This is a genomic window from Candidatus Ruthia endofausta, from assembly GCF_013342985.1.
In the GTDB taxonomy this organism is placed as follows: domain Bacteria; phylum Pseudomonadota; class Gammaproteobacteria; order PS1; family Pseudothioglobaceae; genus Ruthia; species Ruthia endofausta.
Map to the genome: position 1 here is coordinate 42,317 of NZ_CP054490.1, position 26,939 is coordinate 69,255.

Below are 26,939 nucleotides of genomic sequence, written 5' to 3' on the forward strand. Positions count from 1 at the left end.
TGGCACTAGCCATGCCCAGTGGATAAAAAGCAGGCATTACGGTACAGCATTCAGCGGATTAATCCGAAAATAATTGAGTAAGTGTATAGGCGTTACTAAAATCTTTGATATTAAGTGCTTTTTTGCCTAAAAGTTGTAAATTTTCTAAGCTTAACGCACCATTTCCAGTAGCAACAATACACTCCCCCTTATTGTATTTAATAATACTACCTGGGTTGTGATTGCTATTTGCTATTATTACAGAGGCAGATAAAATACGTAGAACTTTAATATCAAACCTGTTGCTTGATGCGTAGGTTTGGGTGATAGGGTAGGGGTTAAACGCTCTAATTTGTTGATGGATTTGTGTCGCACTTTGAGTCCAATCAATCCATGCTTCCTCTTTTTCGAGTTTTTTGGCGTAAGTGATGTTGTTTTTACTTTGTGCTATTGGCGATAAATTACCAAGATTATCTAGGACTTCAACAATAGCACTAGAACCAAGTTTGGCCAATTTGTCATGCAAGGATTGTGCTGTATCAGTGAGCGTGACTGGACAGGTTTTTTCAAGTAAGATCTTGCCTGTATCTAAGCCCTCATTCATTTGCATAATACCGATGCCCGTGGTTTTGTCACCTGCTAAAATTGCACGCTGAATAGGTGCTGCGCCGCGCCAACGTGGTAATAATGAGCCGTGGATATTAAGACAACCATACTTAGGCATATTGAGAATTTTAGCAGGCAATATTTGCCCATAAGCTACTACTACCATCACATCTGCATTGAGTTTTGCTAAGATTTGTTGAATTTTATTGTCTTTTAAGTTTTCAGGTTGAAAAACGTTTAAGTTGTGTTCTAATGCTTTTTTTTTGACAGGGCAGGCTGTTAATGCTCTCCCACGACCTTTAGGGCGATCAGGTTGACAATATACGCCAACAATATCATATTTGGCGTTAATTAGTGCTTCTAAGATGTCTACCGAAAACTCAGGCGTACCTGCAAAGACAATGCGCGCCTTGAAAGAAATACTTTTGGCGTGCATCATTTTAAAATTTCTCTTGCTATTTTGATGGCTTGTTTGACTTGGTTGGGGCTAGTTGCGCTTAAGTGGTTGCGTGCATTTAATGAGCCTTCTAGTGAGAGTATTCCAAATACATCATTTTCAATTCGATCATTAAAAGCTTGTAATTCTTCCAAACTAAGCTCGCTTAAATCTTTTTGGTGCTCAATACCGTAAGCAACTGATTTTCCAACTACTTCGTGTGCATCTCTAAATGGCAACCCTTTATTAACTAAATAGTCAACCAAATCAGTGGCTGTGGTGTAGCCTTGTTTGGCTGAGTTATACATATTGTTACGCTTGGTTTGAATGGTTGGCACCATGTCTGCAAACACATGCAAACAGGCTTTTAAGGTGTCAACCGTATCAAATAATGGCTCTTTGTCTTCTTGATTGTCTTTGTTATAAGCCAGTGGTTGAGATTTCATAATCGTCAGCAGTGAGGTTAAATTGCCATATACGCGGCCTGTTTTTCCGCGAACCAATTCAGGCACGTCTGGGTTTTTTTTTTGTGGCATGATGGATGAGCCTGTGCAAAATCTATCAGGTAATTCGATAAAATTAAATTGCGCACTTGACCATAAAATAAGCTCTTCTGAAAAACGTGAAAGATGCATCATGATGATGCTTGCTGCGGATAAAAATTCAATGGCAAAATCTCGATCACTCACGCCATCAAGTGAATTAAGGCAAATGCGTTCAAAGTTTAATAACTCAGCGGTACGCGTGCGATTAATTGGATAAGTGGTGCCTGCCAGTGCCGCTGAACCTAGTGGCATTGAATTGATGCGTTTCCGACAATCAAGTAGACGCTCTACATCACGCGCTAACATTTCAAAATAAGCCATCATGTGATGGCCAAAACTGATGGGTTGTGCGGCTTGAAGATGAGTAAAGCCAGGCATAATCGTATTGGTTTCTTTTTCGGCTATATCAGTTAGTGTTAGTTGTAGACGCTTGATTTCATTAATAATATCATCAATTTGATCACGTAAATAAAGGCGAATATCGGTTGCTACTTGGTCATTGCGAGAACGTCCTGTGTGTAGTTTCTTGCCTGCATCGCCAATCATCTTAACCAAATGCGCCTCAATATTCATGTGTACATCTTCAAGTGTTACTGACCACTTAAATTTATCGGTTTTGATGTCATCTAGAATTTTCTCAAGACCTTTAATAATTTGATTCTTTTCATTGTTAGTGAGTAAACCGACTTCTTGCAACATGGTGGCGTGCGCAATTGAGCCTTGAATATCGTAAGGTGCTAGAATCTTGTCAAAGAATATTGACGCGCCAAAAATTTTAACAAATTCATCTGTTGGCTCACTAAAACGCCCGCCCCAAGATTGATTGGTTTGTGTTGTTTGCCTAGACGCCTCTTTGAGGACTGTTGTATGTCGTTTATGTTGTGTGTCGCTCGTCATAATTCTGCCTTTAATTGTCGTTTAAGTTTAGTGATTGATTTGTCAATCACCTTATCAAGCTTAGTCCAATAATAATCCATACTAGGTACGCCAACTATTTTGCCTAAGTTTGCGCATGATTCTCCATAAGAAATACTGTGGGGTAAAAATTTATACCATAAAAGGGCAGTTAGGAGTGGAAAACATTATTAAAATGAGTGCTTCGTTTTTACGTACTAACTGAGCATCTTCTAAGAGATTTTTTGCCAGTGGTGGTGGTAAAACCCTTGCAACGTAGCAAAATTAGAAACAAGCACAAGCAACAATAGATAAAATCGAAACATAGATCTATTTTAATATAAACTCTTTTAACCATGAACAAAACTCTAAGAATTGCAACTCGACAATCTCCATTGGCATTATGGCAAGCAGAGTATGTTCAAACTAGGCTAGAAAAACTCTATCCTAATCTAACAGTTGTTTTGGTAGAGATGAGCACTAAGGGCGATCAAATTCTAAATTCGCCCTTGCCAAAAATTGGCGGTAAGGGTTTGTTTATTAAAGAATTAGAAGTTAGTATGATGAAAGGCATGGCTGATATTGCCGTGCATTCTATGAAAGATGTGCCTTATGAAATACCGCAAGGGTTTGAGTTAGGGGCAATTTTAAAACGTGAAAATCCCTTTGATGCCTTTGTTTCCAATGATTTTTCTAGTATTGATGATTTGCCACAAAATGCTAAAGTTGGCACTTGTTCAATGCGCCGTATTGTGCAACTTAAAGCCATCCGACCTGATTTAAAAATCCTAGATTTGCGTGGTAATATCAATACTCGATTAAAAAAATTAGACGAAGGTGAGTTTGATGGTATTATTCTTGCTTGTGCGGGGCTTATTCGTCTAGGGCTTGAAGATAGAATTAAACAACAAATTTCTGACCAGCAAAGCCTGCCTGCCATAGGGCAAGGTGCAGTAGGTATTGAAATTCGTGAAAACGATACAGGAATCCTAAAATTAATTAAGCCCTTGATTGATGTTGAAACCACCTATAGAATAAGTGCAGAACGAGCAATGAATGCACGCCTTGAAGGTGGTTGCTTGGTGCCAATTGCAGGCTTTGCTTTGGTTAATAATGAGCAAATAACGTTAACAGGCTTGGTGGGTAATGTTGATACTGGTGTGATATTAAAAGAGCAGGTTTTAGGTCATGTTTCTCAAGCAGAGACTTTGGGTGTTGAATTAGCAAACAAACTAATATCATTAGGTGCTAAAGATATTTTAAAAGGCTAAAAAATGAGCACACAACCTAATTTAAAGATGTTGTTTAAATTATCAGGTTGGGTAATGCTTGATGGTAAATTGCATCAAGCCTTTATTTTTAATGATTTTACTCAGGCTTTTGGCTTTATAACGCAAGTTGCTATTGAGGCCTCAAAGATGAATCATCACCCACATTGGTCAAATGTTTATCAAACCGTTGTGATTGATTTAATCACACATAGTGAAGGCTTAGTTACCCAATTGGATGTCGAATTGGCCGGTAAAATTAGTGATATTTTTAACCATATGAGTAAGTAACATGTTGAGATTTATTGAGAAAAACTTTTTTATTATAGTGCAACGTATTGGCTTGTTGTTTGCACTGGTTTCATTAATAACTGTTATTGCATTAGGCGTGGTTAGTTATGAAAAAATTAACACACAAGTTAGCGACAAGATTGAAAACCCAATGATTGATTTTGACCAATATCAAAACTCACGCGCACTAACTGACAACATTAAGACTTATTTAGATGCTAATCAATCATTAAAGCAAGATGAAGAGAATAGTTTTATACGCGAGTTTGATAAATATACTCAACAGATTATTAGCCATTTACAGCAGTTGCCCGATGAAGTTATTAACAAAACAAACATGCAGCATAGAATAACAGCCTTACTTAGAATTAAGTCTAATCCTTATACAAAAATGTTGCAATTGGCTTATGTACAATCTTTAGCAAAATTAACCAAACGAGCGCTTAATACTGAAAATGGCCAAATTAATATTGAGGATTTATTATACTGGCATGATCAGATATTTGCTCAACAAGTCAACCAGAAAACACAAGGCAATTTATTAAAAATAGGCACGGTTAAAACTCAACAAATGATAGGTTTTATTGCTTTAGGCATGGCCGCTGTCGCTTTGGGAATTTTTATTATGCTTGTGATGATGTTGGCCATGCTACGTATTGAGCAAAACACCAGAAAATAGCTTCACCCTAATTATTCTAAAATTATTAGCATTTTTGGTGCTATTAGTGTTGGTTGCGTTTCTTAAATTAGGTGTGGCTTTAATAGTGCCAGATATGGGCGCGTAAATTTAGTATTTTTTTAGTTCAATTGGCTTTGAAAAATTAATTATATAATCTCTATGTGAAGAGACTAAGCGGTCATACAATTCTTCTGTTTGTTGAAGGTCCAACTGCTTGTCGTCAAAATTTTTCTGGTAGGTTTTTTTGTAGTGCTTTTTAGGTAGTCCAGTTCTAATTTTGCTTGCGTATTGCCAATTTGTACCAGTAAATCACCTTGTTTAACAGAACTTCCAACAGATTTAATCAGGGTATAACCTCGCTAGAAACCAGGTATATTGCTAATGCTGACCTATTTATAGTAATAAATAACAGCAAAACAAATTGGTTTTTAGCTAATTTGTACTCTGTATTAGTGAATTGCGTGAGTGACGCATCGCCAATCTCACTTTCCAGCCCTATTTCATAATGCGCTCTAGCGCGTTTAAGACACAAATTACGATAATCAAGTTCTCAGTAGTCAGTGTTTTTTGTACTTGATTTAATTCGTTAAGTGTGAGCACTTGAGAGGATAAATTTTGTTTAAATTTCTTAATACCTAGTTCGGCTTGCTTGGCTTGTATGCCAAGTTTTGCAATGGTTTGTTGCTTAGTGTTGTCGTTGCCAAGTGGCATGGTTAAATTAGTACCAAAGCGTATTTTGCTTTCGCAAGTAGGCTTATTCACCTATTCTAATATTGCTTTTAATGATAACGCTATAATCGTTTTTATGGCTGTTAATTTAATGCTTGGTTGAAGATAAATCTCGGTGTATGATTGTAGTATGGTGTTATTTTTAAATGCGTTCTTTCTTAATTCATCATATCATTTAATCAAACAAAGCGTTGATGAATTCTTTGGATTGAAAAGCTTTAAGATCGTTAATCTCTTCACCTACACCAATATAACGAATGGGCAGATTAAGTTCATCGGCAATTGCAAATAAAATCCCGCCTTTGGCGGTGCCATCTAGCTTAGTGATACTAATGCCGCTTAAAGTAACTGCTTTGTTAAATTCTTTAGCTTGATTGATGACATTTTGCCCTGATCCGCCGTCAATAACCAGCATGGTTTCATGCGGTGCGTTTTCATTTTGTTTCGCAATGACACGCTTAATTTTGGCTAGTTCTTGCATAAGGTTGTTCTGTGTATGTAATCGCCCTGCAGTGTCGGCAATTAAAATATCAATATTTTTAGCTTGTGCTGATTGGTAGGCATCAAAGATAACTGAAGCTGCATCGGTACCCGTTGTTTGTGCTACAACAGGTGTGTTATTGCGCTGCCCCCACACTCTGAGTTGTTCAACAGCAGCGGCACGAAAGGTATCGCCTGCTGCCAACATAACCGACTTGCCTTGATTTTGAAAAGATTTTGCCATTTTGCCAATCAAGGTGGTTTTGCCAGCGCCATTAACACCTACGACTAGAATAACAAAAGTCTCATTAATATTAGTATTAAGCTGGTTATCTTCAAGGAGCAATTTAGCCAATTCATCTTTTAAGAATTGATACAAGTTTTCAGCATCTTTTAAGGTGTTTCTAGAGGCATTTTTACGTACAGACTCTAGTATTTTATCTGTGGTATTAATGCCAACATCAGCAGTGATTAATAGGGTTTCTAATGCCTCTAATAAATCGTCATTAATTTCTTTTTTACCTAATAATAAAGAAGATAAGCCAGACCCTAGTTTTTGTCTAGATTTATTTAGACGTTGTCTTAATGAAGCTGGCTTGTCTGCGTCTAAACCTTCTGATTTAGACTGATTTTTTTTAAAAAAATTAAACATAACAATTCAAGTATAAAAAAAATTAATTTTACTATTCTTTATTTTTATCAAAGTGAAACTTTGTATATTTGACGACGTATAATAAAATTAACACTTTTGGCAATATAAATGATGAAAAAAATTCCTGGATACCATGTAACTGATGAGATTCACTATCTTAATCGCCGTAACTTTTATTAAACAAAGTGCATGGTTAGGTGTAGGCTTGGCAAGGTTTAGTGCTTTTTCAAGTTCAGCAGAAAGGGGTACAAGGTGGTGGCTTGTCTGACAAGATGATATCAACTGATTATGACAAGGAACTGGCACCAAATTCTTTCAAAGAATATTACCAATTATAATAATTTTTATGAATTTGGTACTGGCAAGCGCGATCCAGAAAAACGTAAAACTGAATTGTTTAGCGGTTATAGTAATGAGGTCGCGCATTTATATACAGGGCTTTATTTTGTTGTTTTTATTGGTAATTATCTCAACTAATAAAATGGTGCGTCGTTTAGGCAAGCGTTGGAAAAAGTTACATAAATCCATTTATTTGATTATTATATTGGTCATTGTGTATTTTTATTGGCAGGCAAAATCGTCTATGGATATTGAACCGATGATTTATGGTTTGATTGCGTTGTTGTTTGGTTTTAGGGTTAATTGGAAAAGATGATTAAATTCATAGCGTATATTGCTTTATTCATTCACCATTTGGCATTTTCCGAAGGATTGAGTGGCTCAAATGTGAGCACGGTAATGCTTAATAATGGCTTAAAAATTATTATTAAAACTGACCGTCGTGCGCCTGTGTTTATTTCTCAACTTTGGTATAAAGTGGGTGCTAGTGATGAATTTCAACCCATAACGGGTATCTCGCACATGCTTGAACATATGATGTTTAAGGGCTCACGTGATTATAAATCAGGTGAATTCTCTCGTATTATTGCACGTAATGGTGGCGATGAAAATGCTTTTACCTCGAAAGATTACACTGTTTATTATCAAAAAATGCATCAATCAAAACTAGAGCTTGCTATTAAGATGGAGGCGGATAGAATGCGTCATTTGAGTTTTTCTGATACCGAGCTAACCAAAGAAAGACAGGTGGTGATTGAAGAGCGTAGGTTGCGTGTGGAGGACAATCCTAATGCAAAAGTATATGAAAATTTGCGACTAATCTCTTTTGACTCAAAAGGCGCCTATCATGCGCCTATTATTGGCTTTCAAGCAGATATAGAAAATTATCATTTGTCTGATTTGCGCCATTGGTATGAAACCTATTATGCGCCTAACAATGCAACACTGGTTGTAGTGGGTGATGTTGACCCAGAGCGTGTGATTGAATACGCAACTCGGTATTTTGGTGGATACAAGGCCAATCCAAACATTGATGACAATAAAAATAGACCCTCTATTGCACTTAATAAACAATCACGAATGCTCAAACTTAAGGCCGAGCTACCATTTTATACAATAAGTTTTCACGTGCCAAGCTTGGCCACAATAAACAGTGAAAACAAAGCGTATCAACTAGAAATGTTGGCTCATATTTTAGATAATGGTTTATCAAAAGCATTAATGAGAAATCAACAAATAGTGTCAGGCATTAGTGTGGGTTATCGATTGTATGATAAATTTGATACTTTATTTACCATTAGTTTTGTTCCTGTACAAGGAATTAGTAGCCAAAACATCCTTCAAATGATAAAGATTCAAGTAAGGGAGTTGATTGAAAAGCCACATTTAATTGAAGCTGAATTAAGACGTACTAAGGTGCAACTGGAGGCTGATTTTATTTTTGAACAAGACCAAATCTCTACTCAATCATACTACTTGGGCATGCTCTCTAGTGTAGGATTGAAGACTGATAAGTTGTTAAATTATGTTGCTAAAATGAATCAAGTAAGCACTCGAGATGTGGCTAATGTTGCTGAGCAGTATTTAGATTTTGATATGCTTAATTATGTTGAGCTAATACCACAAGGCACTAAATGAAATTTTTAATCATTTTGTTGTTATTAACAACTCAAACACAAGCTAAGTTGAATATTATGCACTGGACAACGCCTGAAGGTGCTAAAGTGTTGTTTGCACAAACCAAAGGCTTGCCCATGCTTGATATTGCCTTAAATTTTGATGCGGCCAGTTCTAGAGATGGTGCTAAATTTGGCTTGGCAACTTTAACCAATAGCTTACTGGGCACAACGAGTAAATATCATTCACAGGAGCAAATTATTGAGTTGTTTGAATCGGTAGGCGCGCAATTCTCCACGCACTCTTTAAAAGATATGGCAATTGTTTCGCTACGTACGTTAACACGTCAAGATAATTTGCAAGTAGCGTTAAACACATTCACTGAAGCTGTTACTCAACCAGTATTTAAGCACAAATATTTAAACCGTGAAAAGAAACAAACCTTGCGTTCAATTAAAGAAATTAAACAATCACCTGCTTTAATAGCATCACTTGCTTTTGCTAAGGCAGTTTTTGCTGGACATCCTTACGAGCATACGAAAATTGGCACTAAGGCATCACTTGCTAATATTTGTATCCTTGATTTGACTCAACACTACCAGACATATTATGTGGCCAAAAATTTGACCATTGCTTTGGTGGGTGATATTAGCAAAACTAAAGCCAAACAAATTGCTAGACAAATATCCCATGGTTTAAATAGTGGCAAGAAAGCTCTGAGCAACCCACTTGTTAAGACGCTTAAAAAATCACAAAATATCCATATTGAATTTCCATCTAAGCAAACGCATTTGTTAATAGGGCAAACTGGCATTAATCGAGCACATTCTGATTATTATTCTCTATATTTAGGCAATCATATTTTGGGTGGCAGTGGATTAACTTCTATTTTAAGTGATGACATTCGTGAGCAAAAAGGCTTGGCCTATTCGGTGGTGAGTTATTTTACTAAGATGAAGTCAAATGGATTTTTTTTAATAAAATTACAAACCAAAAATGAACAGGCAAATCAAGCTCAAAAGATTGCCATTAAAACATTAGAAAATTTTCTAAATTATCCAATTAGTAATCAGTATCTACAAGACGGTAAGGACAATATCATTGGCGGTTTTGCTTTAGAAATAGCAAGTAATGCGAATATTTTAACGTATTTATCAATCATTGGTTTTTACGATTTGCCTTCTGATTATTTAAGTCGTTTTACTGATAAAATCAGGAATATTAGCGCCAAAGATATTCAAACGGCTTTTAGCCGATTAATCGATATGGATAAATTTATTATTTTAAGTGTTGGGCAAGCTCAATAGAAAAAGTGTAATGAGTACAAGTGAATTACTCTTTTCTTATGGAGCGTTGTAAAATACACCAGTGCAATTAAAAATATTTGGACGTGTGTTAGAGGATTATGCAGACCAAATATTGGATTATCAGTTACGTCATATAAAAATTAAAGATGTACTGGTTGTTGAATTAAGTGGTAAAACTCATCATCCAATTGTTGTTCCTAGTGCGAATGATACGTTGATGGCGTGGTGTTTAAAATAACGCAAACAAAGTTACTCAGATCCGATCAATATGGAGTAGATGCTTATCAGCGTATTAAAGGCAAGTTTCAATCTGGACAAGGTGTTTGGGTGTATGTTAAAGCTTAGAAATAATGAAAGGACTTTTTAACACTGGAAAGTAAGAGATAACAGGTCATTCTCAATAATGATCAAACCGAGGTGTTTTTTTACTGGCTGCAATTAGCCTGGCTGTAGGTTTGGGCAATATTTGGAAGCTCCCTTATATCGTAGGTGAAAACGGTGGCGGGGCGTTATTTGGCTATGGGGACGATGATGGTATACGGTTCTTATTTGCAAAAAGACACGCGGTTGTTAAATTATCATTCAATGATTGGTCTGATGTTTATCTGCTAGGGGAAAGAAATATTTTTGATAGTCTGGATTATGCAACCACTAATATTTTATTACCATTAAGAGGTTTTGGTATTAGTATATTTGCTGTGCGGGTTGTTTCTAAACAGGCTAATACTTAGTAGGCAATTACTTAGTATCTCAGACTCAAAATATCCAATATGGCGTATTAGTGGGTATTATTGCGCCGATTGTTATTAGTATTATTGCTTGGCATGGTTTGAGTTAAAACCAGTGCCATTTTTGAAAATGGTATCACAAAAGAACTTTTTCAATATGCACTGATTTTATAAAATCTTTCTGCCAATGTTTACCCAGCTCTTGTTCAACAATAAGTTCAACTGGATAAATAGGCTCAATATTGGTTGAGGATTTATAGCGTGATAAGCCTTGTCGACAGGCAGGGCAGGTGGTGAGTATTTTTACAGTTTTGTTTAATTTAATGTCAGTTAAGTCTTTTTTAATTTCAATTTCTTTTTTAAATTTAACTTGCTTGGCAATATCTGCTCGTGCGACAGCAAACGTGCCTGCTTCGCCACAACAACGATCATTACTAATAACGTTTTGATTAACCAATTCAGAGATGATTTTTTTAGAATCATCAGATTTGATTGGATCATGGCAAGGTGCATGGTAAAGGTATTGTTCATCTGTTGCATTTAATTTAACATTGTGCTCTAGTAGATATTCGTGAATATCCGTTAAGATAGAATCTTTAAAAATATCATTAAGTTCATAGCTGAGTAATTGATCAATACAAGTACCACAAGAGGTTAAAACATGTTTAATATCTAAATAATTAAGTGTATTTGCCATACGGTGGAACAAAACACGGTTATTAGTAGAAATGGCTTTACCTTTAGCCTCATCCCCGTTTGCTCTTTGAGGGTAGCCACAGCATAGATAACTTGGCGGTAAAACCACCTTAATACCTTGATGGTAAAGTAGTGCAATTGTTGCTAGGCTAATTTGAGAGTAAAGACGCTCAGAGCCACAACCAGGAAAGTAAAAAACGCTAGATGAATCGGTGTTGGATTTTTCTGGATGTGAAAAAATGGGTACGGTGTTGGTATCATTAATATTGAGCAGTTCACGTATAGGCGCAAGCCCAGTGTCTATAGGCAACGGTTTATCTAACAAAGTAACAAGTTCAACTTTAAAACTAGGTTTGCCCACGGTTTTATTAGGTTTTTTATACAAAAAAGGTTGCGCCATTCTTGAGGCAATATTTTGCACTTTATAGCTAAAATCAATCAACACTTTTTTGGTTAATTTAATCTGCCAAGGTTGGGTCATGTTGAGATAAGCCATTGAGGCTTTTGAGACGATATTGGTGCGACGTTTATTTTGCTTGACTAAGATAGACCTCATTTTAATAGAGACATCACCAAAATCAATATTAACTGGACAAGGGCTTGCACATTTATGGCAAATAGTGCAATGATCAGCAATATCATCAAACTCATCAAAATGGTTAACAGAGATACCACGTCTGGTTTGCTCTTCGTATAAAAAGGCCTCAGAAATAAGGTTAGTGCCAATAATTTTATCGCGTGGTGAGTATAAAAGATTGGCTTTTGGTACGTGCGTGGTGCAAACATCTTTACACTTGCCACAACGCAGACATGATTTAACCATGTCATTAATTTCACCAATTTCACTACTTTCAAGGATTAATGCCTCTTGTTCAACAAGGCGTAATGATGGGGTAAAGGCATTATCCAGTCCACTACCTGGCATTAGCTTTCCTTTGTTGAAGTGATTATTTGGGTCAATTTTTGCCTTATATTGGGTAAATGCTTGCTTGAATTCGTCGGATAAATATTGGTATTTAGTCAAGCCAATACCGTGTTCGCCAGAGACAATCCCACCAAGAGTTGAAGCCAAATGCATAATCTCATCCACCACAGATTCAGCTTTATGTAGCATTTTTGTATTGTGAGAATGTACTGGAATGTTGGTATGTACATTGCCATCGCCAGCGTGCATATGTATAGCAACAAATAAACGCACTTCACGATATTCCTGATGAATGACTTTGACTTGGTTGCGAATATCAATAAAGACATCACCCATGAGCAAATCATCAAGTGGGTGAGCGAATTCATTAATGTAGGAGACCACAATCTGTGCTGTTTGTATCTGTTTGAAGACTTTTTGCTCATTAAGACGATTAAGTAAATCTAGCCATTGATTGCTGATTTGATTCAACAGAGTTAAGGCAGAAATAATTTTGTCTTTAATAAGATTGCTTTCTGGTTTGAGATTTTTAAAGTAGGCTTCAATTCCAGCTAAAGTATCAATTTTATTGCCAATAGACAAGCGGATATTAATATGCTCAATACTGTCGTTATAGTCTGCCAGTTTGTCCAGTGGAATAACCACATCTTCATTGATTTTAAAAGCGTTAGTATGGGCGGCAATGGCAGCGGTATTGGCACGGTCTTTCCAAAATATTTTTCTTTTGTTGAGTGATTTAGCAATAAAGCATTCACCATCACGTTGCAAGGTAATGGTTTTAATTTTTTCAGTTTGAGTGTCAAGTGAGTGCTGATTATTAGCACTAATATCGATTAGCAATATCATTTTCGGCAACTGCGACTTATTGGCTTTGGTGGTGTAATGCACGGCTTTAATATAGCGTGCATCTAGGTGTTCCATGCCAATAAGATCAACATCAGTATTGCTATCAACACTATTTTTAATATCAACAATGGTTGACACTGCTACTTTTAAATCATGACCAAAGAATTCTAAGCATAGCGTGTTAATATGCTCTAAAGGTTGATGCAAGATAAATTCGGCAGAAGTAATAAACCCATCGCAACCTTCTTTTTGAATGCCCGGCAGTCCATCTAAAAATTTATTGGTAACATCTTTACCCAACCCACTTTTACGTATATGATTAGTATCGATGGTTAAGACTCTGGTTTTGATGACGGTTTGTGCATCATCTTTGAGTGTATGTATTTCAAAACTTACTTTATCAAGCAGTTGGATTTTGTCTTGATTGTGATTCAGGCGTTTTACTTGCAACCATGAGCCATCTGGCATGACCATTTTCCAAGACAACAAGTTGTCAATTGTTGTACCCCATCTTAGGGCTTTTTTCCCGCCTGCATTCATAGCAACATTACCACCAATCGTGCAAGCATCTTGAGAAGTTGGATCAACTGCAAATACTAAGTTGTGTTGACTGGCTAATTCACTAACGCGCTTGGTAACTACGCCTGCACCAACATTAACGCTATGTATATCGTTAGTGGTATTTATATTATCGATGAAGCTGAGTTTTTCAGTATTAATAACAGCAGTTTGTGTATTTAGTGGAATGACACCGCCTGTATAACCTGTGCCACCACCACGAGGGATGATGGTCAAACTTAGATGGATACAGGTTCTAACAATGTGTAATATCTCTTGTTCGGTATCTGGCGTGATGACCACGCTGGGGTATTCTACTCGCCAATCGGTCGCATCAGTTGAATGCGAGGCGCGTGATAAAGCATCAAAACGAATGTTATTGTTGTTTGTGACTTTAAGTAAGGCTTTTTTAATACGTTGTTTATTGTTTTTAAAATCGCTCAAACACCGTTTAAAACTACGCACTGCAATATCTGTCTGATTAAGAAGCTCAATGACTTGTGCGTTATTATCAGTTCGCGCCTTGATTGATTCTAAACGAGAATATAGCGCTTGTATGAGCCTTCGCCAACGACGCTTATTTTTAATTAAATCTTCCTGTAAATAAGGATTCCGATTAACCATCCACATATCACCAAGCACCTCAAATAGCATTCTAGCATTTCGACCTGTATTACGATTTTGACACAGTTGGTTTAGCAAATCCCAAGCATCAACGCTTAAAAAACGACACACAATCTCTTTGTCAGAAAAAGAGGTATAGTTGTAAGGAATTTCGTGATATTGTTTCAATTGAAAATTGAAAGTTAATTAAAGTGGATTTATTTTACTATAATGGGTGCTTTGAATGCTGTATGTTTACCCTGAAGGGGCTTTAAAAAAGTGGAGATTATATGTTGTGGATAAAGGCTTTTCATATTATTAGTGTGATTACTTGGTTTGCAGCTCTGTTTTATTTACCACGCCTTTTTCTTTATCATTCAATGAGCAAAGACAAACCTAGCATTGAGCGTTTTAAAGTGATGGAGCGTAAGCTTTATAAAGGTATTATGATGCCAAGTTTCATCCTAGCTAGTGTATTAGGATTATGGATGACTATTGATGGCTGGGCATATTATTCAACTCAATACTGGCTATACGTTAAGTTACTATTAGTAATATTATTGATTACATATCACTTTTATTGTGGCTATTTAGTGGGCCTTTTTAAGGCTGATAAAAACACTCGCTCTGATGTATTTTATCGTTGGTTTAACGAGTTTCCTGTGCTGATATTAGTAGGAGTTGTTATCCTTGTTGCGGTTAAGCCGTTTTAGTTATTTTTGCGTTACCAATAGGCGCACCACCAAGCATGCCCATAAAAATAAGTACAATTTTTCCAATGTCAACTTTAAATGACAAGAGTTTTTCACGTATAGATTTGTTGCGAGAGTCATTAGCAACAATTAATTGTGGAATGCCACTGCCTTGAACATAATGGCAAAAATACTTAGCAACATAAACAATCAATACAAAAACAACAGGCGTAATGGTAAGACTTAAATAAGGCTTTGAGGCAATCAAATGCTTGAATATGTGTTGAGTATAATCACTAGAAGCAAGAAAAAAATCAATAGCAACCAGAGTAATAATACTGCTCAGTATTAAGGATATATAAGTTTTTAGCCCACTAGGAAGTTGATGTGAAAGATATCTTTTCAACTAAATAATCCAGTTGATAAGTAACGATCTCCTCGGTCACAAGCAATAGTAACAATAATGGCATTATTAACTTGTTTGGACAATTCAATGGCTGCCGATACAGCACCGCCAGAAGATACGCCAGTAAAAATACCTTCTATTGTTGCCAAGTCTCGTGTAGTTTGTTCTGCTGAAGTTTGTGAAATATCCATAACGGTATCCACCTTAGAACGGTCAAATATTTTTGGCAAGTATGCTTTTGGCCAACGGCGAATGCCAGCAATTTGCGCGCCATCTTCGGGTTGTACGCCAATAATTTGAATGGCTGGATCTTTTGCCTTCAAACTACCTGACACGCCCATAATCGTGCCAGTCGTTCCCATGGCAGAGACAAAATGGGTGATTGACCCTTGTGTATCTTGCCAAATTTCTTGTGCAGTTGTATTGATATGAGCATTTGGATTGTCTGGGTTAGAAAATTGGTCAAGCTGTTTACCCTTGCCTTGCTTTTCCATTTTATCAGCCAAATCTCTAGCGCCTTCCATGCCTTCATCTTTGGTTACTAAGATAAGTTGAGCGCCATAAGCACTCATGGCATCACGCCTTTCTTGTGAAAGATGATCAGGCATAATTAAGATTATTTTATAACCCTTGATGGCTGCTACCATAGCGAGCGCAATACCAGTATTGCCGCTAGTGGCTTCAATTAAAGTGTCACCAGGGGATATTTCATCTCGTTTTTCACTATTCAACACCATGTTAAGTGTAGCTCTATCTTTAACCGAGCCCCCAGGGTTATTGCCTTCTAGTTTGAGTAAGATGGTGTTTGATGAATTAGGGTCGAGCCGCTTAAGTTTAACTAAAGGTGTATTGCCAATGGTTTGCTCAATGGTTTTGAATGTCATCACTTTTTAGTTAAAACTACATGTTGTTTAAAATAACGTCTTTAACTTCACTCATTACTGGGTTAATGTTGATCATTTGATTGGTGTATTGTGAAATTGCTGTATCAGGATCTTTTAAGCCATGACCTGTTAAGGTGCAAACAATTTTAGAGCCTTCAAAAATTTTGCCACTCTTAATGTTATGCATTGCACCTGCTAATGAGGTTGCCGATGCAGGCTCACAAAAAATCCCTTCTTTTTCAGTGAGTAATTTTTGTGCACTTAGAATTTCTTTATCGGTTAATGAATCAAACCAGCCACCTGATTCTTTTTCAACTTTGTGTGCCAAGTCCCAACTTTGGGGATGGCCAATACGAATGGCAGTTGCAATGGTTTCGGGGTTGTCTATCATTACGCCTTTAATAAAAGGCGCGGAACCTGCTGCTTGATAGCCAACCATTTTAGGTGTATTGTTTACTTTACCTTCTTTGTGATATTCTGTATATCCCATCCAATGGGCTGAAATATTCCCTGCATTGCCCACAGGCAAGCAGTGATAATCTGGTGCGCAGCCAAGCTCTTCTATAATTTCAAAGGCAGCAGTTTTTTGACCTTGTAGGCGAAATGGGTTGATTGAATTAACAATGGATACCGGTGCATATTCAGCCACCTCTTTAACCAAACGCATACCATCGTCAAAGTTACCTTTGATTTGGATAATAACTGCGCCATGAATCATTGCTTGCGCTAATTTACCCAGTGCAATTTTTCCTTTAGGAACCAGCACAAACGTTTTAATGCCAGCACGAGCAGCGTAAGCTGCAGCAGATGCTGAGGTGTTGCCTGTAGAGGCGCAAATAATTGCTTTAGAGCCAGATTCTACCGCTTTGCTAACCGCCATGGTCATACCGCGATCTTTAAATGAACCTGTGGGGTTTAGGCCTTCGTATTTGATATAAATATCAACATCTTTGCCTAGCTCTTTAGGAATATTTTCTAGCCGAATGAGTGGCGTATTTCCTTCTCCTAAGCTAATAAGTCGGGTGCTGTCATCCACAGGGAGTCTGTCTTTATAGCGTTCAATTAAGCCTGTATATCTCATTTTTTTTCCTTAATTAAGTGTTTCAACAAAGATAATTTTAACATCTTCTTGAATGTAGTTATGGGTTTGAATTTCTGCCACTGCCTTATTCAGTTCACTAGTTTTGATAAGATTGGTAATGATGGCAATGTGTGCATTATTTTTCTGGTCAATTTGCTTTTGTATAACAGCCTCTACACTAATGTTATGATTGGCCAAGGTTGCTGTAATGTCTGCCAAAACCCCTGACTTGTCAGTGGCTAATAAACGCAAGTAGAAAATGCTTTCAATATCATCAGTTTTGCAATTTGGAATGTTTATTAATGATTGCCAGCCCAAAACATCATGATTTACAGTACCTTTAATAATATCAATCAAATCAGCAATAACACTACTTGCTGTTGCCTCAGCACCTGCACCCGCACCATAATAAAGCGTTTCACCAACTGCATTGCCTTTGACTAATACGCTATTCATAATACCATCAACATTGGATAGTAGATGAGTCTTAGGCACTAAAGTTGGGTGTACATGCATTTGTAATTTTCCATCTAGTTTTTTAGCAATACCTAGGTGTTTAATAACGTAACCCAATTCTGCTGCAAAAGCAATATCTTCACCACTGATTTTGCTAATACCTTGTGTTGAAACTTGATTAAATTGTAATTCACAGCCAAATGCCATTGAGGCAAGAATGGCTAATTTATGCGCCGCATCAATACCTTCGATATCAAAAGTAGGGTCAGCTTCAGCGTAGCCCAGTGCTTGCGCCTCTTTAAGAACATCTTCAAAATCTCTACCTTTGTTGCGCATTTCAGTTAGGATAAAGTTGCTTGTGCCATTAATAATGCCAACAACTAATTCAATTTGATTGGCACTTAAACCTTGCTCTAAAGATTTTAAAATAGGAATGCCACCCGCAACAGCTGCTTCAAACAAAAGATGTGTATTGTTATCTTTTGCCAATGCTAGCAGTTCGTTGCCATGTATGGCAATTAAAGCTTTGTTGGCAGTAACGACATGTTTGCCATTTTTAATGGCTTGTTCAACCAAATCTTTAGCCAAATCTGTGCCACCTATTAATTCTAAAACGACATCAATATCATCATCATTCACAATTTTAAATGGATCTTGAGTTAGTTTAAGATGTTTAGTAGGGCAAATGCGTGTTTGGGTTGTCTCTCTTACAGCTACGTGAGTGACGTTAATACTATCGCCAGATTGACGCGTAATTTGTGCTTGGTTTTTGTTTAACACATTCACCACGCCACCACCGACAGTACCCAGCCCTAAAATTCCAATATTCACAAGTATAATCCCTATTTCAATAAAACTAAAAAGGCATTATACCAATAGGATGTTTCTATATTATAGAGTTATTAAACGGAACGGTGGTTTATTTGTCTAAAACAATCTAAGAATTTTGTGTTGATTGTTAAAAAATACAGACGTTAGAGCTTTTAGCATATCTTCATAAATTGGTTTTTTAAAATCAATCATATTTTCAATAGGGCGCCAATAGTCTACCCATGCCCAATCATCAAATTCTATTTGTGTATGTATGTCTAGCTTAATATTGTTTTCATCTGAGATAAGACGCAACAAAAACCAAACTTGTTTTTGAGCAATACACACAGATTTTTGTTTATGTTTAATATGATAATCAGGCAAATCATAACGTAGCCATTTAAGTGTTTTAGCAAGAACATTTAAATGTTCAGAGGAGAAGTCAATCTCTTCATTAAGCTCTTGAAAAAGTGCATCAAACTCACTCTCACCAAAGTCAATACCACTTTGTGGTAATTGCCAAGAGTCTTGTTTAAAGCATTTGACTAGAAGTATTTGTTGTTTGTTATCAATAATAACAATGCCAGTATTAATCTGATAGCCTTCACTATCAATCATACTACTTTTTCGTCAGTGATTAACTTTCGCCAGAAAATATACCTAGTAACTGTAATAAACTTAAAAATAAGTTATAAATTGAAATAAACAGTGTTACTGTTGCCATGATGTAATTAGTCTCGCCACCATGGATAATATTTGAAGTCTCAAATAAAATCAAGCCACTCATTAATAAAATAAATGCTGCAGATACAGTTAATGATAATACTGGCATAGTAAAGAAATAAGCAGCAATTCCTATTAAAAATGCCACAATAATACCCGCTGTTAAGAAGCCAGATAAAAAACTAAAATCTTTACCCGAAGTGATGGTATAAAAAGACAGCGCTAAAAAGATAAGACCCGTACCTGTCATTGCCATAGCAATCAGTTCAGAGCCATTTGAAAAAGTAGTTGTATAAGCGCCAATAACAGGGCCTAATGTAAGTCCCATAAAGCCTGTTAATGCAAACACTGTTAAAATTCCGTAACTCGAATTCTTAAGTTTATTAGTTAAATATAGCAAGCCAAAATAACCACCAAAAGTGATTAAAAGGCCAAAATGTGGCAAATTTAAGGACATGGCAAGATAAGCCATTAGCCCGCTAAATAATAAGGTTGCAGAAAGTAATTGGTATGTATTTTTTAAAACGCTATTAATGCTAATGCTACGCGTTTGAGTGCTGACGTTTGTGTTCATGATCCATGCTCCGTATTTAAAAGTGTAAAATACAATCATTTTACAGTGAAAATAAACATATGAAACTGGTTTTAGGCTTAGGAAAAACAGGTTTTTCAATCGCTCGTTTTTTATCAGAACAAAGCATTGACTACAAAATTGCTGACAGTCGCACCAATCCACCTTTATTATCTAAATATTCCAGTGCGTTTTTAAAATCACTCCCTACTCTCGGGGCTTGGACATTAGATTTATTAAAAAAAGTTGATGAAATTTTTATCTCTCCTGGTATTGCCCAAAACGAATCCATTGTTATTTGGGCAAAAGAGCAAAACATTCCCATTGTTAGTGATATAGAATTATTCTCAAGATTTGCAAAAGCACCTATTATTGGAATTACTGGCTCTAATGGCAAGTCAACAGTCACACAACTATTGACACAAATGATTGCTAATGCAGGTATACAAGTTGCTATGGGCGGCAATATTGGTACGCCTGCACTGGATTGTTTAAGTGAAAAAACAGAATATTACGTATTAGAATTATCCAGTTATCAGTTAGATTACACCCATCATCTGAATTTAATAGTAGGCATTGTGCTTAACATCACCCCTGACCATCTTGATCGATACCAAAATTTTAAACATTATATCAATTCTAAATTAAGCTTATATCAATACTGTCAACACTTAGTGATTAATTTAGACGAACCACTCACACCCACAAAAGAAAATGCCAAGCGCTTTAGTATTAACATACCCAAGCAAGCAGATGATTTTGGCACAGTCACTTGTCACGACATCTGCTATCTACTTAAAGGCGATGATGTACTAATGAGTATTAACGAAGCGCAATTGATTGGCGAACACAATACAAGAAACATACTTGCAGCCCTTGCCCTAGGCGACCAAATCAAACTGCCAATAACCTCCATGATACAAAGCATTAAAAACTTTAAAGGACTAGAGCACCGACTTGAGTGGGTGGTAAAGAAACAAAACATTGATTATTACAACGATTCAAAAGCCACCAATGCCCTGGCTACCATTACAGCACTGAACGCACTAATCGATAAATATGAAAATATTGTACTTATTGCAGGTGGTATCAAAAAGCAAGAAGACTATACTGTTTTATTTGAATTGATTGATAATAATATACCCAATGTTGTTTTAATCGGACAAAGTGCTAAAGAGTTAGGTAGCAACATCCACACTGCAAAAGTCACCTATGCTAACTCTATAGAAGCGGCGGTCAATATCGCCAACACCTTAATTGACAGTGGTGCAATTTTACTATCTCCAGCTTGTACCAGTTTTGATATGTTTGATAATTTTGAACAGCGTGGGCAGATGTTTAAGAATGCTGTTCTGGTAATATCGTAAAGTTTATTAATACTTTCTAAAACTAGCCTACTTATCTTTTACAACTCCCCCCATTAATTAATAAAACCTTTTCTCTTTATAATAAATTAGTTTGTTTTGACTTTGCTTTGGTTTAGTTGTTTCAATAAATCATTGCTTTTACTTTATTTATTCTAACGTCTATAACGAGCTAAAGTATTTTTATCTTTAATTTTATTGATTGTTTTGATTTATGAGAAATTGGGCTGTAAGTCACTAAAACGCCATTAACAATAAAAAATAATCGGTTTTAAAATAAGTTATCCTCGTATAGTTATAATATAAAAACGATAAACCTCTTGCGCTTATTATCAGTACTTTGTTATTGTTGTCCTGTTCGGATGATAATCAAGAAAGTACTTTTCAGCAGTTGTGTCGTATTCCTGGCATACTCCAATCTGCTGAAAATGCAAAATTGAGTTTTGAAGTGAACGGTAAAGTTAAAAGCGTTTATGCTAACTTGGGTGATTAAGTTAAACGAGGTAATGCACTTGCAGAATTAGATGAGCAAAGCTGTGCTTTAACTAGCAAGGCATCTGCTGGTCAATTGAAGCAAAATCAAGCCGAACTTGGAGAGGCTCAAAATAGTTTTAATCAACAAGCTAAAAAAAGATAAAGAATACTCCATATTTTCCTCAGCTGAGCCAAAGTTATCACTACAGGGTTATGTGACAGAAATTAATACTCAAGCCTCTTCAGCTTTCGCTTTTCTAGTTACCAGAAAAATACACCTAAGTATTGTGTGCTGGTACGAGTGTTGAAGTGGATTTTACGCTCGAAAAGAACAGTCAGAACTTATCAAGGTAACGTTGTATGTGTCCCACCTAGTGCTATTATTGCTGGCGATGGATGGGACACAAGATACTTATGTTTTTATCTTTGATAAAAACAAGCGCATTGTCAAAGAAACGTACGACTAAAACTGCAAGTGCTATTAAGCATGAAATTATTATACCTTCTGGTTTAAAACCAGGGGAAATTATTGCCATTACTGGCAATGCTCATTTGCACGATAATCAAAAAGTTAGACTCAAAGAAGTAACCACAAAAGAATACAATTAATGAAAAATCTTACGCAAATTGTATTTGATTATCGGCGTATTTGTATTTATGATGTTGACCGTGTTATTAGTTTATGGTGCAATTAGTTACTTTTACTTTAGCAGCAAGAGAAGATCCAGAAATTACCATACGTGAAGCTTTGGTTATTACTCACTATTCAGGAATGAGTTCTGAAAGGGTTGAAAACTTGATCACCAAAAAGCTAGAAAAACACATTCGTAGTATTGCTGAAATTAAGGAGATCCGCTCCACTTCTTCTACTGGAAAATCTATTATTCATGTTGAAATACAAGATCGATACTTTGACTTAGCATCCATTTGGCAAACACTTCGTAATAAAGTGTTACAAGCTCAAGCTGAGCTGCTTCAAGGCACCCATCCTTCGCAAGTTAATAATCAGTTTGGGGCCCCCCGGGCCATCATCATGTAGCATTCATAGATAAAGAGTTTAATATGGTTGTTATGAATGATATGTCCAAGCATATTCGTAATGTCTTATACCAAGTTGAAGATATTAAAAAGTTTTCTCATTGAATCTACTGGCAACTTTCCCAGTCTTGAAGATATTGAAAGCACTTTAATATCCATTCCTAATTCAGAAGATGCTGCTCCATTGTCAGATTTGGTGAGCGTATACGGTGTTTCAGTAAGTGTATTACAAATGCTAATTATTGGCTAAGAATGTTGCGGGCGAATATACGCGTCCCATTTCATTAGTTATCTTAATCGCTTTATTACTTTCTTGGATTTTAGCGTTGTGCATTACTCCAAAAAAAGCAAACAATCGAATTCAGATAACAATGAGAGGTCTAATAGCACTCAAATGATGAAGAAAATCTATAACGGTTATGAGAGATTTTTTGCATTGAGTGTTACGCTACCGTGTTTTATTTCTTGGTATGATGCTGACTATGCTGGTTGATTCTGGTTATTTAATGTCTTTCATTTCTCAAGAGTTTTTCCAAAATCGGATAGATCTCAAGTATTGCTTTACGTTCAATTGCCTTTAGATAGTTCAGCACGAAAACCGCTAAACAAATGGAGGCAATTTTCCAGCATTTGGACAATAAGGTGTTATTTCCTCATGTCACTAGTTATATTGGCTATTCTGGCTAAGCGGGTCAAGGTTTGTATTATCGCTAGACCCTTCTGACAATAAAGGGTTTATTGTGCTGAATGTCGATGAGTTGAGTAACGTCAAAAGAATTATTGTAGAAATAAACCAACAAAATGTTCGTTGTGCAGGGTGTAGGTTCTCTTGATATTGCAGAACCATTAGAATCTTATTTTAATGGCTTGCCTATTACAGAGTTCCGTTAAGAAGACAATATCATCTCTATTTTATTTCGAGCTGAAGAGGCTGAACGTTTTAACCATGACCGCCGAAAGAATTAAAGAAGTGGTGGATCATAACCTTCAAAAGATAGCTAAAACGTTACTCATTAACTATTGGCTAGAATACGATGGTGTTATAACTAACTTAATTACAGCACAAAAGGCACTTTCTTCTAATCTTCCTATGGTGCTTGATCTAATTATTATTTTTCTGGTTGCACAGTTTAACTCGTATCTAAAACCACTTATTATTGTGTTGACGATTCCTTTAGCCTTGATTGGCGCTGTTATTGGCTTGTTAGTGAGTAGCTTCTTTTTTCGTATTAAATCTATTGGTAATTTATCATGAAAATCATACCTTTATTAGTTTTATTAATTTGTTCTTTCAGTTTAGCCATGGGCAATAAACTTTATTCTTTGAATGATGCGCTGTATGTAACTTATTCAAATAACCCAACCTCAGGCTGCACGTAGTCAACTTAGATTAACGTATGAAAAACTTAATCAAGCTTATGTGTCAGGAAGTTTGTCTTTAAATACTGCTAATATTAAGAGCTCTTCGGAAATTATTGTTAGAGAAACGCAAGTAGAAGCATCTAAGGTTGCTAAACAAGGTGTTTACATGGAGGCAAAGCAAGGTGAGCGAGCCCGTTCTTGACATGCTTGATGTAAATCAAGAATTATTAGATGCTCAAGTAGCATTAACTATAGCACAAAAAAATGAAGTGGTTATTGTTTATCAATTAGCCAGCATTCTAGGATCGTTAATACTCAAAGCATTGAAGTTTCCAAACAACTATTAATAAGTGCATTTTTTTTGAAGTGAAGTATTTAGGCTGTTGTGAGTCTAAACTTTATTTAGATTTATCTTGTGGATTGATAAATGTGGTCGCCTTTGCAAGGTCTGATTTTTTTAAAAATAGGGCATTTTCTTCACCATTTAGCCAAGTACTTTGGCGTTTGCACAGTTGGCGGGTAGCAATGATGGCTTTTTCTATCATTGCTGTTTTGCCTATTTCACCGTTTAAATATTGCCATGCTTGGCGGTAGCCGACACAGCGGATGACAGATAGATTTTCGTGGAAGTTTGGATTTTGTTTGAGGTGTTTGACTTCATCTAGAAAACCGTGTTTTATCATTGATAAAAAGCGTTGTTCAATTCTTGTGTGTAGCTCGTCTCGTTCGGGCATAAGGATAATTTTTTTAATAGAGTGGTTAATAATGGGTTTTTTGTTGCCTTGTAGTTCGCTGAGTGTTTTGCCACTTATATCAAATACTTCAAGTGCACGTGTGATTCTTTGTGCATCATTTGGGTGGATTCTGTTAGCGGCTTGAGGGTCGATTTTTTTAAGGTCTTGGTGTAGTGCAATTGTGCCTTTACTTTTAAGTAATTGGTTGAATTTTTCTTTGAATTTTGGGTTTGATTCTGGCAATTTAGATAAGCCATATTCTAATGCGTGGAAATAGAATGATGTGCCACCTACCAAAATGGGCAATTCGTTATTGGCAAAAGCGGTTTTGATTTGTCTATTAGCATCGAGAGTGAAGTCAAAGACCGAGTATGAATCTTCCGGGTTGCAAATATCAATTAGGTGGTGAGGGTATTTCTTTAAAGTTGCTTTGTCTGGTTTGGCAGTACCAATATCCATGCCTTTGTAAATAAGGGCGGAATCAACGCTAATGAGCCGAGTTTTGAATTGTTGGCTTAATTGAATGGCTAAATCAGTTTTGCCTGAGGTGGTAGGACCCATTAAGAATATCACGGTTTTGTTGATTTGAATTGGCATAAAAAGCTTTTAATTACTAGGTATTAATAGAACGCAACCTACATTATAATGTCAGCACAAAATTTATTAGACACAAACACATGTTTATAATTGAAAATCAAGTCAGCGGTAGAATCTTCCAAACTGAGGGTAGGGATAATATTCTAAATGATGCATTGACTCATGGGTTAAATTTTCCTTATGGTTGTCAAAAAGGTTTTTGTGGCAAATGCAAGGCGACTATTATTGAGGGTGAAGTTGGTTATAAAGGTGAAATACCTTCTGGCATTACTCCAGAAGAAGTGGAAAAAGGCATGGCTTTATTGTGCCAATGTAGGGCTAAATCTGATGTTGCTTTGGTGGTGGCCGAGTTGGACGGCGTTGCAGATATTGAAGTGAGAACTTTGCCTTGTAAAGTACAAAGCATCAAGCATCTTAATCATGATGTGGCACAAGTGTTTTTAAAAATTCCCGATTCTGAATCGTTACAATATTTGGCAGGGCAGTATATTGATTTAATCCACCCTGATTTTGAGCCCCGTGCTTTTTCCATTGCCAATGCGCCTAGTAATACTAGCTTGATTGAGCTTCACGTGCGTTTAATTGAAGATGGTAAATTTACCAATTTTGTTTTTAATGAGTTGCAAGAGAAGGCACTGCTTAAAATTGAGGGACCAAAGGGGGTTTTTTATTTTAGAGAGAAAAGTGAAAAACCCATTATTTTAGTGGCAGGTGGCACGGGCTTTGGCCCTGTGAAAGCCATGGTTGAACATGCAATTGAAACTAAATCTAAGCAAACTATCCATATTTATTGGGGCGCAAGAGATGAAAAGGATTTGTATACCGATTTGCCTAAGCAATGGGCTAAAAGCCATGAAAATATTAGTTTTATTCCTGTATTATCACAAGCAAATAGTGCCTGGAAAGGAAGAACAGGCTATGTACACGAAAGCGTATTGGTTGATTTTGAGTATTTAGTCGATTATGAAGTTTATGCTTGTGGTCCGCCAGCAATGGTTAAAGCCGTAGCAGATACGTTTGTAAAGCGAGGTATGTTTAAAGAAGACTTCTTTTCTGATGCTTTTGAATTTGCCTTTGAAGGTGGTGCGTTATGAATAATATGCAACAACATTTGACCGAACAGTTACAAACAGCATTAAGTCCAAGTCATCTTGAGGTTATTAATGAATCTCATAATCATTCTGGCCCTGCCAGTGAATCCCATTTTAAATTAATTGTCGTGAGTGATTATTTTAATGATTTAAAATTGATTGAAAGGCATCGCTTTATTAACCAGTTATTTAAAGAAGAGATGAACCACATTCATGCATTGGCAATGCACACTTATACGCCTGATGAGTGGCAGATGAAAAATAGCGCGCCAGATTCGCCTAAATGTGCAGGTGCTTCAAAATCTTAAAGTTTTTTAAACGGTTTTCATATCTTTCATTTTTGCTGTTTACTGCTTGTGAGGGTGCGATAGTTTCAACGATTGTTGTAAAAGTAACACCAAAACCAGTTCAAATTAGTACTAGCAATTTGTTGTTGAAAAAGACCTTTGGTGCTATATTGCTAATCGCTATACGTTAA

30 protein-coding genes and 1 pseudogene are annotated in these 26,939 nt (G+C 36.3%); 19 read left to right on the forward strand and 12 right to left on the reverse strand.

Going from position 1 to position 26,939, the window contains the following annotated elements:
• Positions 1–58: 58 nt before the first annotated feature.
• On the reverse strand, positions 59–1,021 hold the full coding sequence (gene fmt, locus HUE58_RS00200) for a methionyl-tRNA formyltransferase (protein WP_174606193.1): 963 nt from the start codon (positions 1,019–1,021) through the stop codon (positions 59–61).
• On the reverse strand, positions 1,021–2,463 hold the full coding sequence (argH, locus tag HUE58_RS00205; RefSeq protein WP_174605100.1) for an argininosuccinate lyase: 1,443 nt from the start codon (positions 2,461–2,463) through the stop codon (positions 1,021–1,023). The genes fmt and argH overlap by 1 nt, the downstream gene beginning before the upstream one ends.
• Before the next feature lie 353 nt (positions 2,464–2,816).
• Here argH and hemC point away from each other — a divergent pair, with 353 nt between their 5' ends.
• From hemC to HUE58_RS00220, 3 genes are read left to right on the forward strand one after another with little or no spacing between them, the layout of a single operon-like run.
• Positions 2,817–3,731 (forward strand): hydroxymethylbilane synthase, encoded by a 915-nt coding sequence (hemC, locus tag HUE58_RS00210; protein ID WP_174605101.1) that lies wholly within the window; start codon positions 2,817–2,819, stop codon positions 3,729–3,731.
• A gap of 3 nt (positions 3,732–3,734) precedes the next feature.
• Positions 3,735–4,019: a 4a-hydroxytetrahydrobiopterin dehydratase gene (locus tag HUE58_RS00215; protein WP_174605102.1), complete on the forward strand. Its 285-nt coding sequence runs from the start codon at positions 3,735–3,737 to the stop codon at positions 4,017–4,019.
• Between the two features lies 1 nt (position 4,020).
• Positions 4,021–4,698, forward strand: a complete 678-nt coding sequence (locus tag HUE58_RS00220; RefSeq protein WP_174605103.1) for a hypothetical protein — start codon at positions 4,021–4,023, stop codon at positions 4,696–4,698.
• A gap of 495 nt (positions 4,699–5,193) precedes the next feature.
• On the opposite strand, the gene HUE58_RS00225 is transcribed toward HUE58_RS00220, so the two are convergent.
• Both HUE58_RS00225 and ftsY read right to left on the reverse strand, forming a co-directional pair.
• On the reverse strand, positions 5,194–5,460 hold the full coding sequence (locus tag HUE58_RS00225) for a hypothetical protein (RefSeq protein ID WP_174605104.1): 267 nt from the start codon (positions 5,458–5,460) through the stop codon (positions 5,194–5,196).
• A gap of 142 nt (positions 5,461–5,602) precedes the next feature.
• Entirely contained in the window at positions 5,603–6,559 is a 957-nt protein-coding gene (gene ftsY, locus HUE58_RS00230; protein ID WP_174605105.1) for a signal recognition particle-docking protein FtsY, read from the reverse strand.
• A 412-nt stretch (positions 6,560–6,971) separates the two neighbouring features.
• Between ftsY and HUE58_RS00235 the strand changes: the two genes are divergently transcribed.
• The 5 genes and pseudogenes from HUE58_RS00235 to HUE58_RS00255 form a co-directional block, all read left to right on the forward strand.
• Positions 6,972–7,214, forward strand: a complete 243-nt coding sequence (locus tag HUE58_RS00235; protein WP_174605064.1) for a cytochrome b family protein — start codon at positions 6,972–6,974, stop codon at positions 7,212–7,214.
• Positions 7,211–8,536, forward strand: a complete 1,326-nt coding sequence (locus tag HUE58_RS00240) for a M16 family metallopeptidase (protein ID WP_174605106.1) — start codon at positions 7,211–7,213, stop codon at positions 8,534–8,536. The genes HUE58_RS00235 and HUE58_RS00240 overlap by 4 nt, the downstream gene beginning before the upstream one ends.
• A complete protein-coding gene (locus HUE58_RS00245; RefSeq protein ID WP_174605107.1) occupies positions 8,533–9,822 on the forward strand; it encodes a M16 family metallopeptidase in 1,290 nt (429 codons plus the stop codon). The genes HUE58_RS00240 and HUE58_RS00245 overlap by 4 nt, the downstream gene beginning before the upstream one ends.
• A 61-nt stretch (positions 9,823–9,883) precedes the next feature.
• Positions 9,884–10,060, forward strand: coding sequence for a hypothetical protein (locus HUE58_RS06715; RefSeq protein ID WP_246260809.1), 177 nt, complete (start codon positions 9,884–9,886; stop codon positions 10,058–10,060).
• A gap of 190 nt (positions 10,061–10,250) precedes the next feature.
• Positions 10,251–10,331 (forward strand): annotated as a pseudogene (locus HUE58_RS00255) (hypothetical protein); the annotation flags it as partial.
• 355 nt (positions 10,332–10,686) lie between these two features.
• Here the strand turns inward: HUE58_RS00255 and HUE58_RS00260 are convergent.
• Positions 10,687–14,367, reverse strand: a complete 3,681-nt coding sequence (locus HUE58_RS00260; protein WP_174605108.1) for a DUF3683 domain-containing protein — start codon at positions 14,365–14,367, stop codon at positions 10,687–10,689.
• Positions 14,368–14,468: 101 nt separating this feature from the next.
• Here HUE58_RS00260 and HUE58_RS00265 point away from each other — a divergent pair, with 101 nt between their 5' ends.
• Positions 14,469–14,891 (forward strand): CopD family protein, encoded by a 423-nt coding sequence (locus HUE58_RS00265; protein WP_174605109.1) that lies wholly within the window; start codon positions 14,469–14,471, stop codon positions 14,889–14,891.
• On the opposite strand, the gene HUE58_RS00270 is transcribed toward HUE58_RS00265, so the two are convergent.
• The 6 genes from HUE58_RS00270 to HUE58_RS00295 form a co-directional block, all read right to left on the reverse strand.
• Positions 14,878–15,276, reverse strand: a complete 399-nt coding sequence (locus tag HUE58_RS00270) for a voltage-gated chloride channel family protein (RefSeq protein ID WP_246260810.1) — start codon at positions 15,274–15,276, stop codon at positions 14,878–14,880. The two genes, HUE58_RS00265 and HUE58_RS00270, sit on opposite strands and share 14 nt — an antisense overlap.
• On the reverse strand, positions 15,273–16,160 hold the full coding sequence (gene cysM, locus HUE58_RS00275) for a cysteine synthase CysM (RefSeq protein ID WP_174605110.1): 888 nt from the start codon (positions 16,158–16,160) through the stop codon (positions 15,273–15,275). Before cysM ends, HUE58_RS00270 begins: the two co-directional genes overlap by 4 nt.
• 16 nt (positions 16,161–16,176) lie before the next feature.
• Positions 16,177–17,241: a threonine synthase gene (gene thrC / locus HUE58_RS00280; RefSeq protein WP_174605111.1), complete on the reverse strand. Its 1,065-nt coding sequence runs from the start codon at positions 17,239–17,241 to the stop codon at positions 16,177–16,179.
• A gap of 9 nt (positions 17,242–17,250) precedes the next feature.
• Positions 17,251–18,537 (reverse strand): homoserine dehydrogenase, encoded by a 1,287-nt coding sequence (locus HUE58_RS00285; protein WP_218944387.1) that lies wholly within the window; start codon positions 18,535–18,537, stop codon positions 17,251–17,253.
• A gap of 87 nt (positions 18,538–18,624) precedes the next feature.
• A complete protein-coding gene (locus tag HUE58_RS00290) occupies positions 18,625–19,125 on the reverse strand; it encodes an RNA pyrophosphohydrolase (RefSeq protein WP_174605113.1) in 501 nt (166 codons plus the stop codon).
• 19 nt (positions 19,126–19,144) lie between these two features.
• The gene (locus HUE58_RS00295) at positions 19,145–19,804 is read right to left on the reverse strand and encodes a Bax inhibitor-1/YccA family protein (RefSeq protein ID WP_174605114.1); all 660 of its coding nucleotides are present in this window, start codon (positions 19,802–19,804) and stop codon (positions 19,145–19,147) included.
• Between the two features lie 59 nt (positions 19,805–19,863).
• Between HUE58_RS00295 and murD the strand changes: the two genes are divergently transcribed.
• The 8 genes from murD (at position 19,864) to HUE58_RS00330 (ending at position 24,386) form a co-directional block, all read left to right on the forward strand.
• Complete coding sequence (gene murD, locus HUE58_RS00300; protein ID WP_174605115.1) at positions 19,864–21,168, forward strand: UDP-N-acetylmuramoyl-L-alanine--D-glutamate ligase; 1,305 nt, start codon at positions 19,864–19,866, stop codon at positions 21,166–21,168.
• 337 nt (positions 21,169–21,505) lie between these two features.
• On the forward strand, positions 21,506–21,658 hold the full coding sequence (locus HUE58_RS00305) for a hypothetical protein (RefSeq protein ID WP_174605116.1): 153 nt from the start codon (positions 21,506–21,508) through the stop codon (positions 21,656–21,658).
• A 425-nt stretch (positions 21,659–22,083) separates the two neighbouring features.
• The gene (locus HUE58_RS00310; RefSeq protein WP_174605117.1) at positions 22,084–22,248 is read left to right on the forward strand and encodes a hypothetical protein; all 165 of its coding nucleotides are present in this window, start codon (positions 22,084–22,086) and stop codon (positions 22,246–22,248) included.
• Between the two features lie 73 nt (positions 22,249–22,321).
• Positions 22,322–22,678, forward strand: coding sequence for an efflux RND transporter permease subunit (locus HUE58_RS00315; RefSeq protein WP_246260811.1), 357 nt, complete (start codon positions 22,322–22,324; stop codon positions 22,676–22,678).
• 60 nt (positions 22,679–22,738) lie between these two features.
• Positions 22,739–22,927: a hypothetical protein gene (locus HUE58_RS00320; RefSeq protein ID WP_174605118.1), complete on the forward strand. Its 189-nt coding sequence runs from the start codon at positions 22,739–22,741 to the stop codon at positions 22,925–22,927.
• Between the two features lie 696 nt (positions 22,928–23,623).
• A complete protein-coding gene (locus tag HUE58_RS00325; protein ID WP_174605119.1) occupies positions 23,624–23,932 on the forward strand; it encodes an efflux RND transporter permease subunit in 309 nt (102 codons plus the stop codon).
• A gap of 177 nt (positions 23,933–24,109) precedes the next feature.
• Complete coding sequence (locus HUE58_RS07045; protein ID WP_277998006.1) at positions 24,110–24,241, forward strand: hypothetical protein; 132 nt, start codon at positions 24,110–24,112, stop codon at positions 24,239–24,241.
• Positions 24,222–24,386 carry a hypothetical protein gene (locus HUE58_RS00330; protein ID WP_174605120.1) on the forward strand — a complete coding sequence of 55 codons (165 nt, stop codon included), beginning with the start codon at positions 24,222–24,224 and terminating at the stop codon, positions 24,384–24,386. Before HUE58_RS07045 ends, HUE58_RS00330 begins: the two co-directional genes overlap by 20 nt.
• A 51-nt stretch (positions 24,387–24,437) precedes the next feature.
• Here the strand turns inward: HUE58_RS00330 and miaA are convergent, their stop codons facing one another.
• Positions 24,438–25,370 (reverse strand): tRNA (adenosine(37)-N6)-dimethylallyltransferase MiaA, encoded by a 933-nt coding sequence (gene miaA / locus HUE58_RS00335; protein WP_174605121.1) that lies wholly within the window; start codon positions 25,368–25,370, stop codon positions 24,438–24,440.
• An 80-nt stretch (positions 25,371–25,450) separates the two neighbouring features.
• Between miaA and HUE58_RS00340 the strand changes: the two genes are divergently transcribed.
• Together HUE58_RS00340 and HUE58_RS00345 are read left to right on the forward strand one after the other, a co-directional pair.
• Positions 25,451–26,464: a CDP-6-deoxy-delta-3,4-glucoseen reductase gene (locus HUE58_RS00340; RefSeq protein ID WP_174605122.1), complete on the forward strand. Its 1,014-nt coding sequence runs from the start codon at positions 25,451–25,453 to the stop codon at positions 26,462–26,464.
• Positions 26,461–26,769 (forward strand): BolA family protein, encoded by a 309-nt coding sequence (locus HUE58_RS00345; RefSeq protein WP_174605123.1) that lies wholly within the window; start codon positions 26,461–26,463, stop codon positions 26,767–26,769. The genes HUE58_RS00340 and HUE58_RS00345 overlap by 4 nt, the downstream gene beginning before the upstream one ends.
• Positions 26,770–26,939 lie beyond the last annotated feature (170 nt).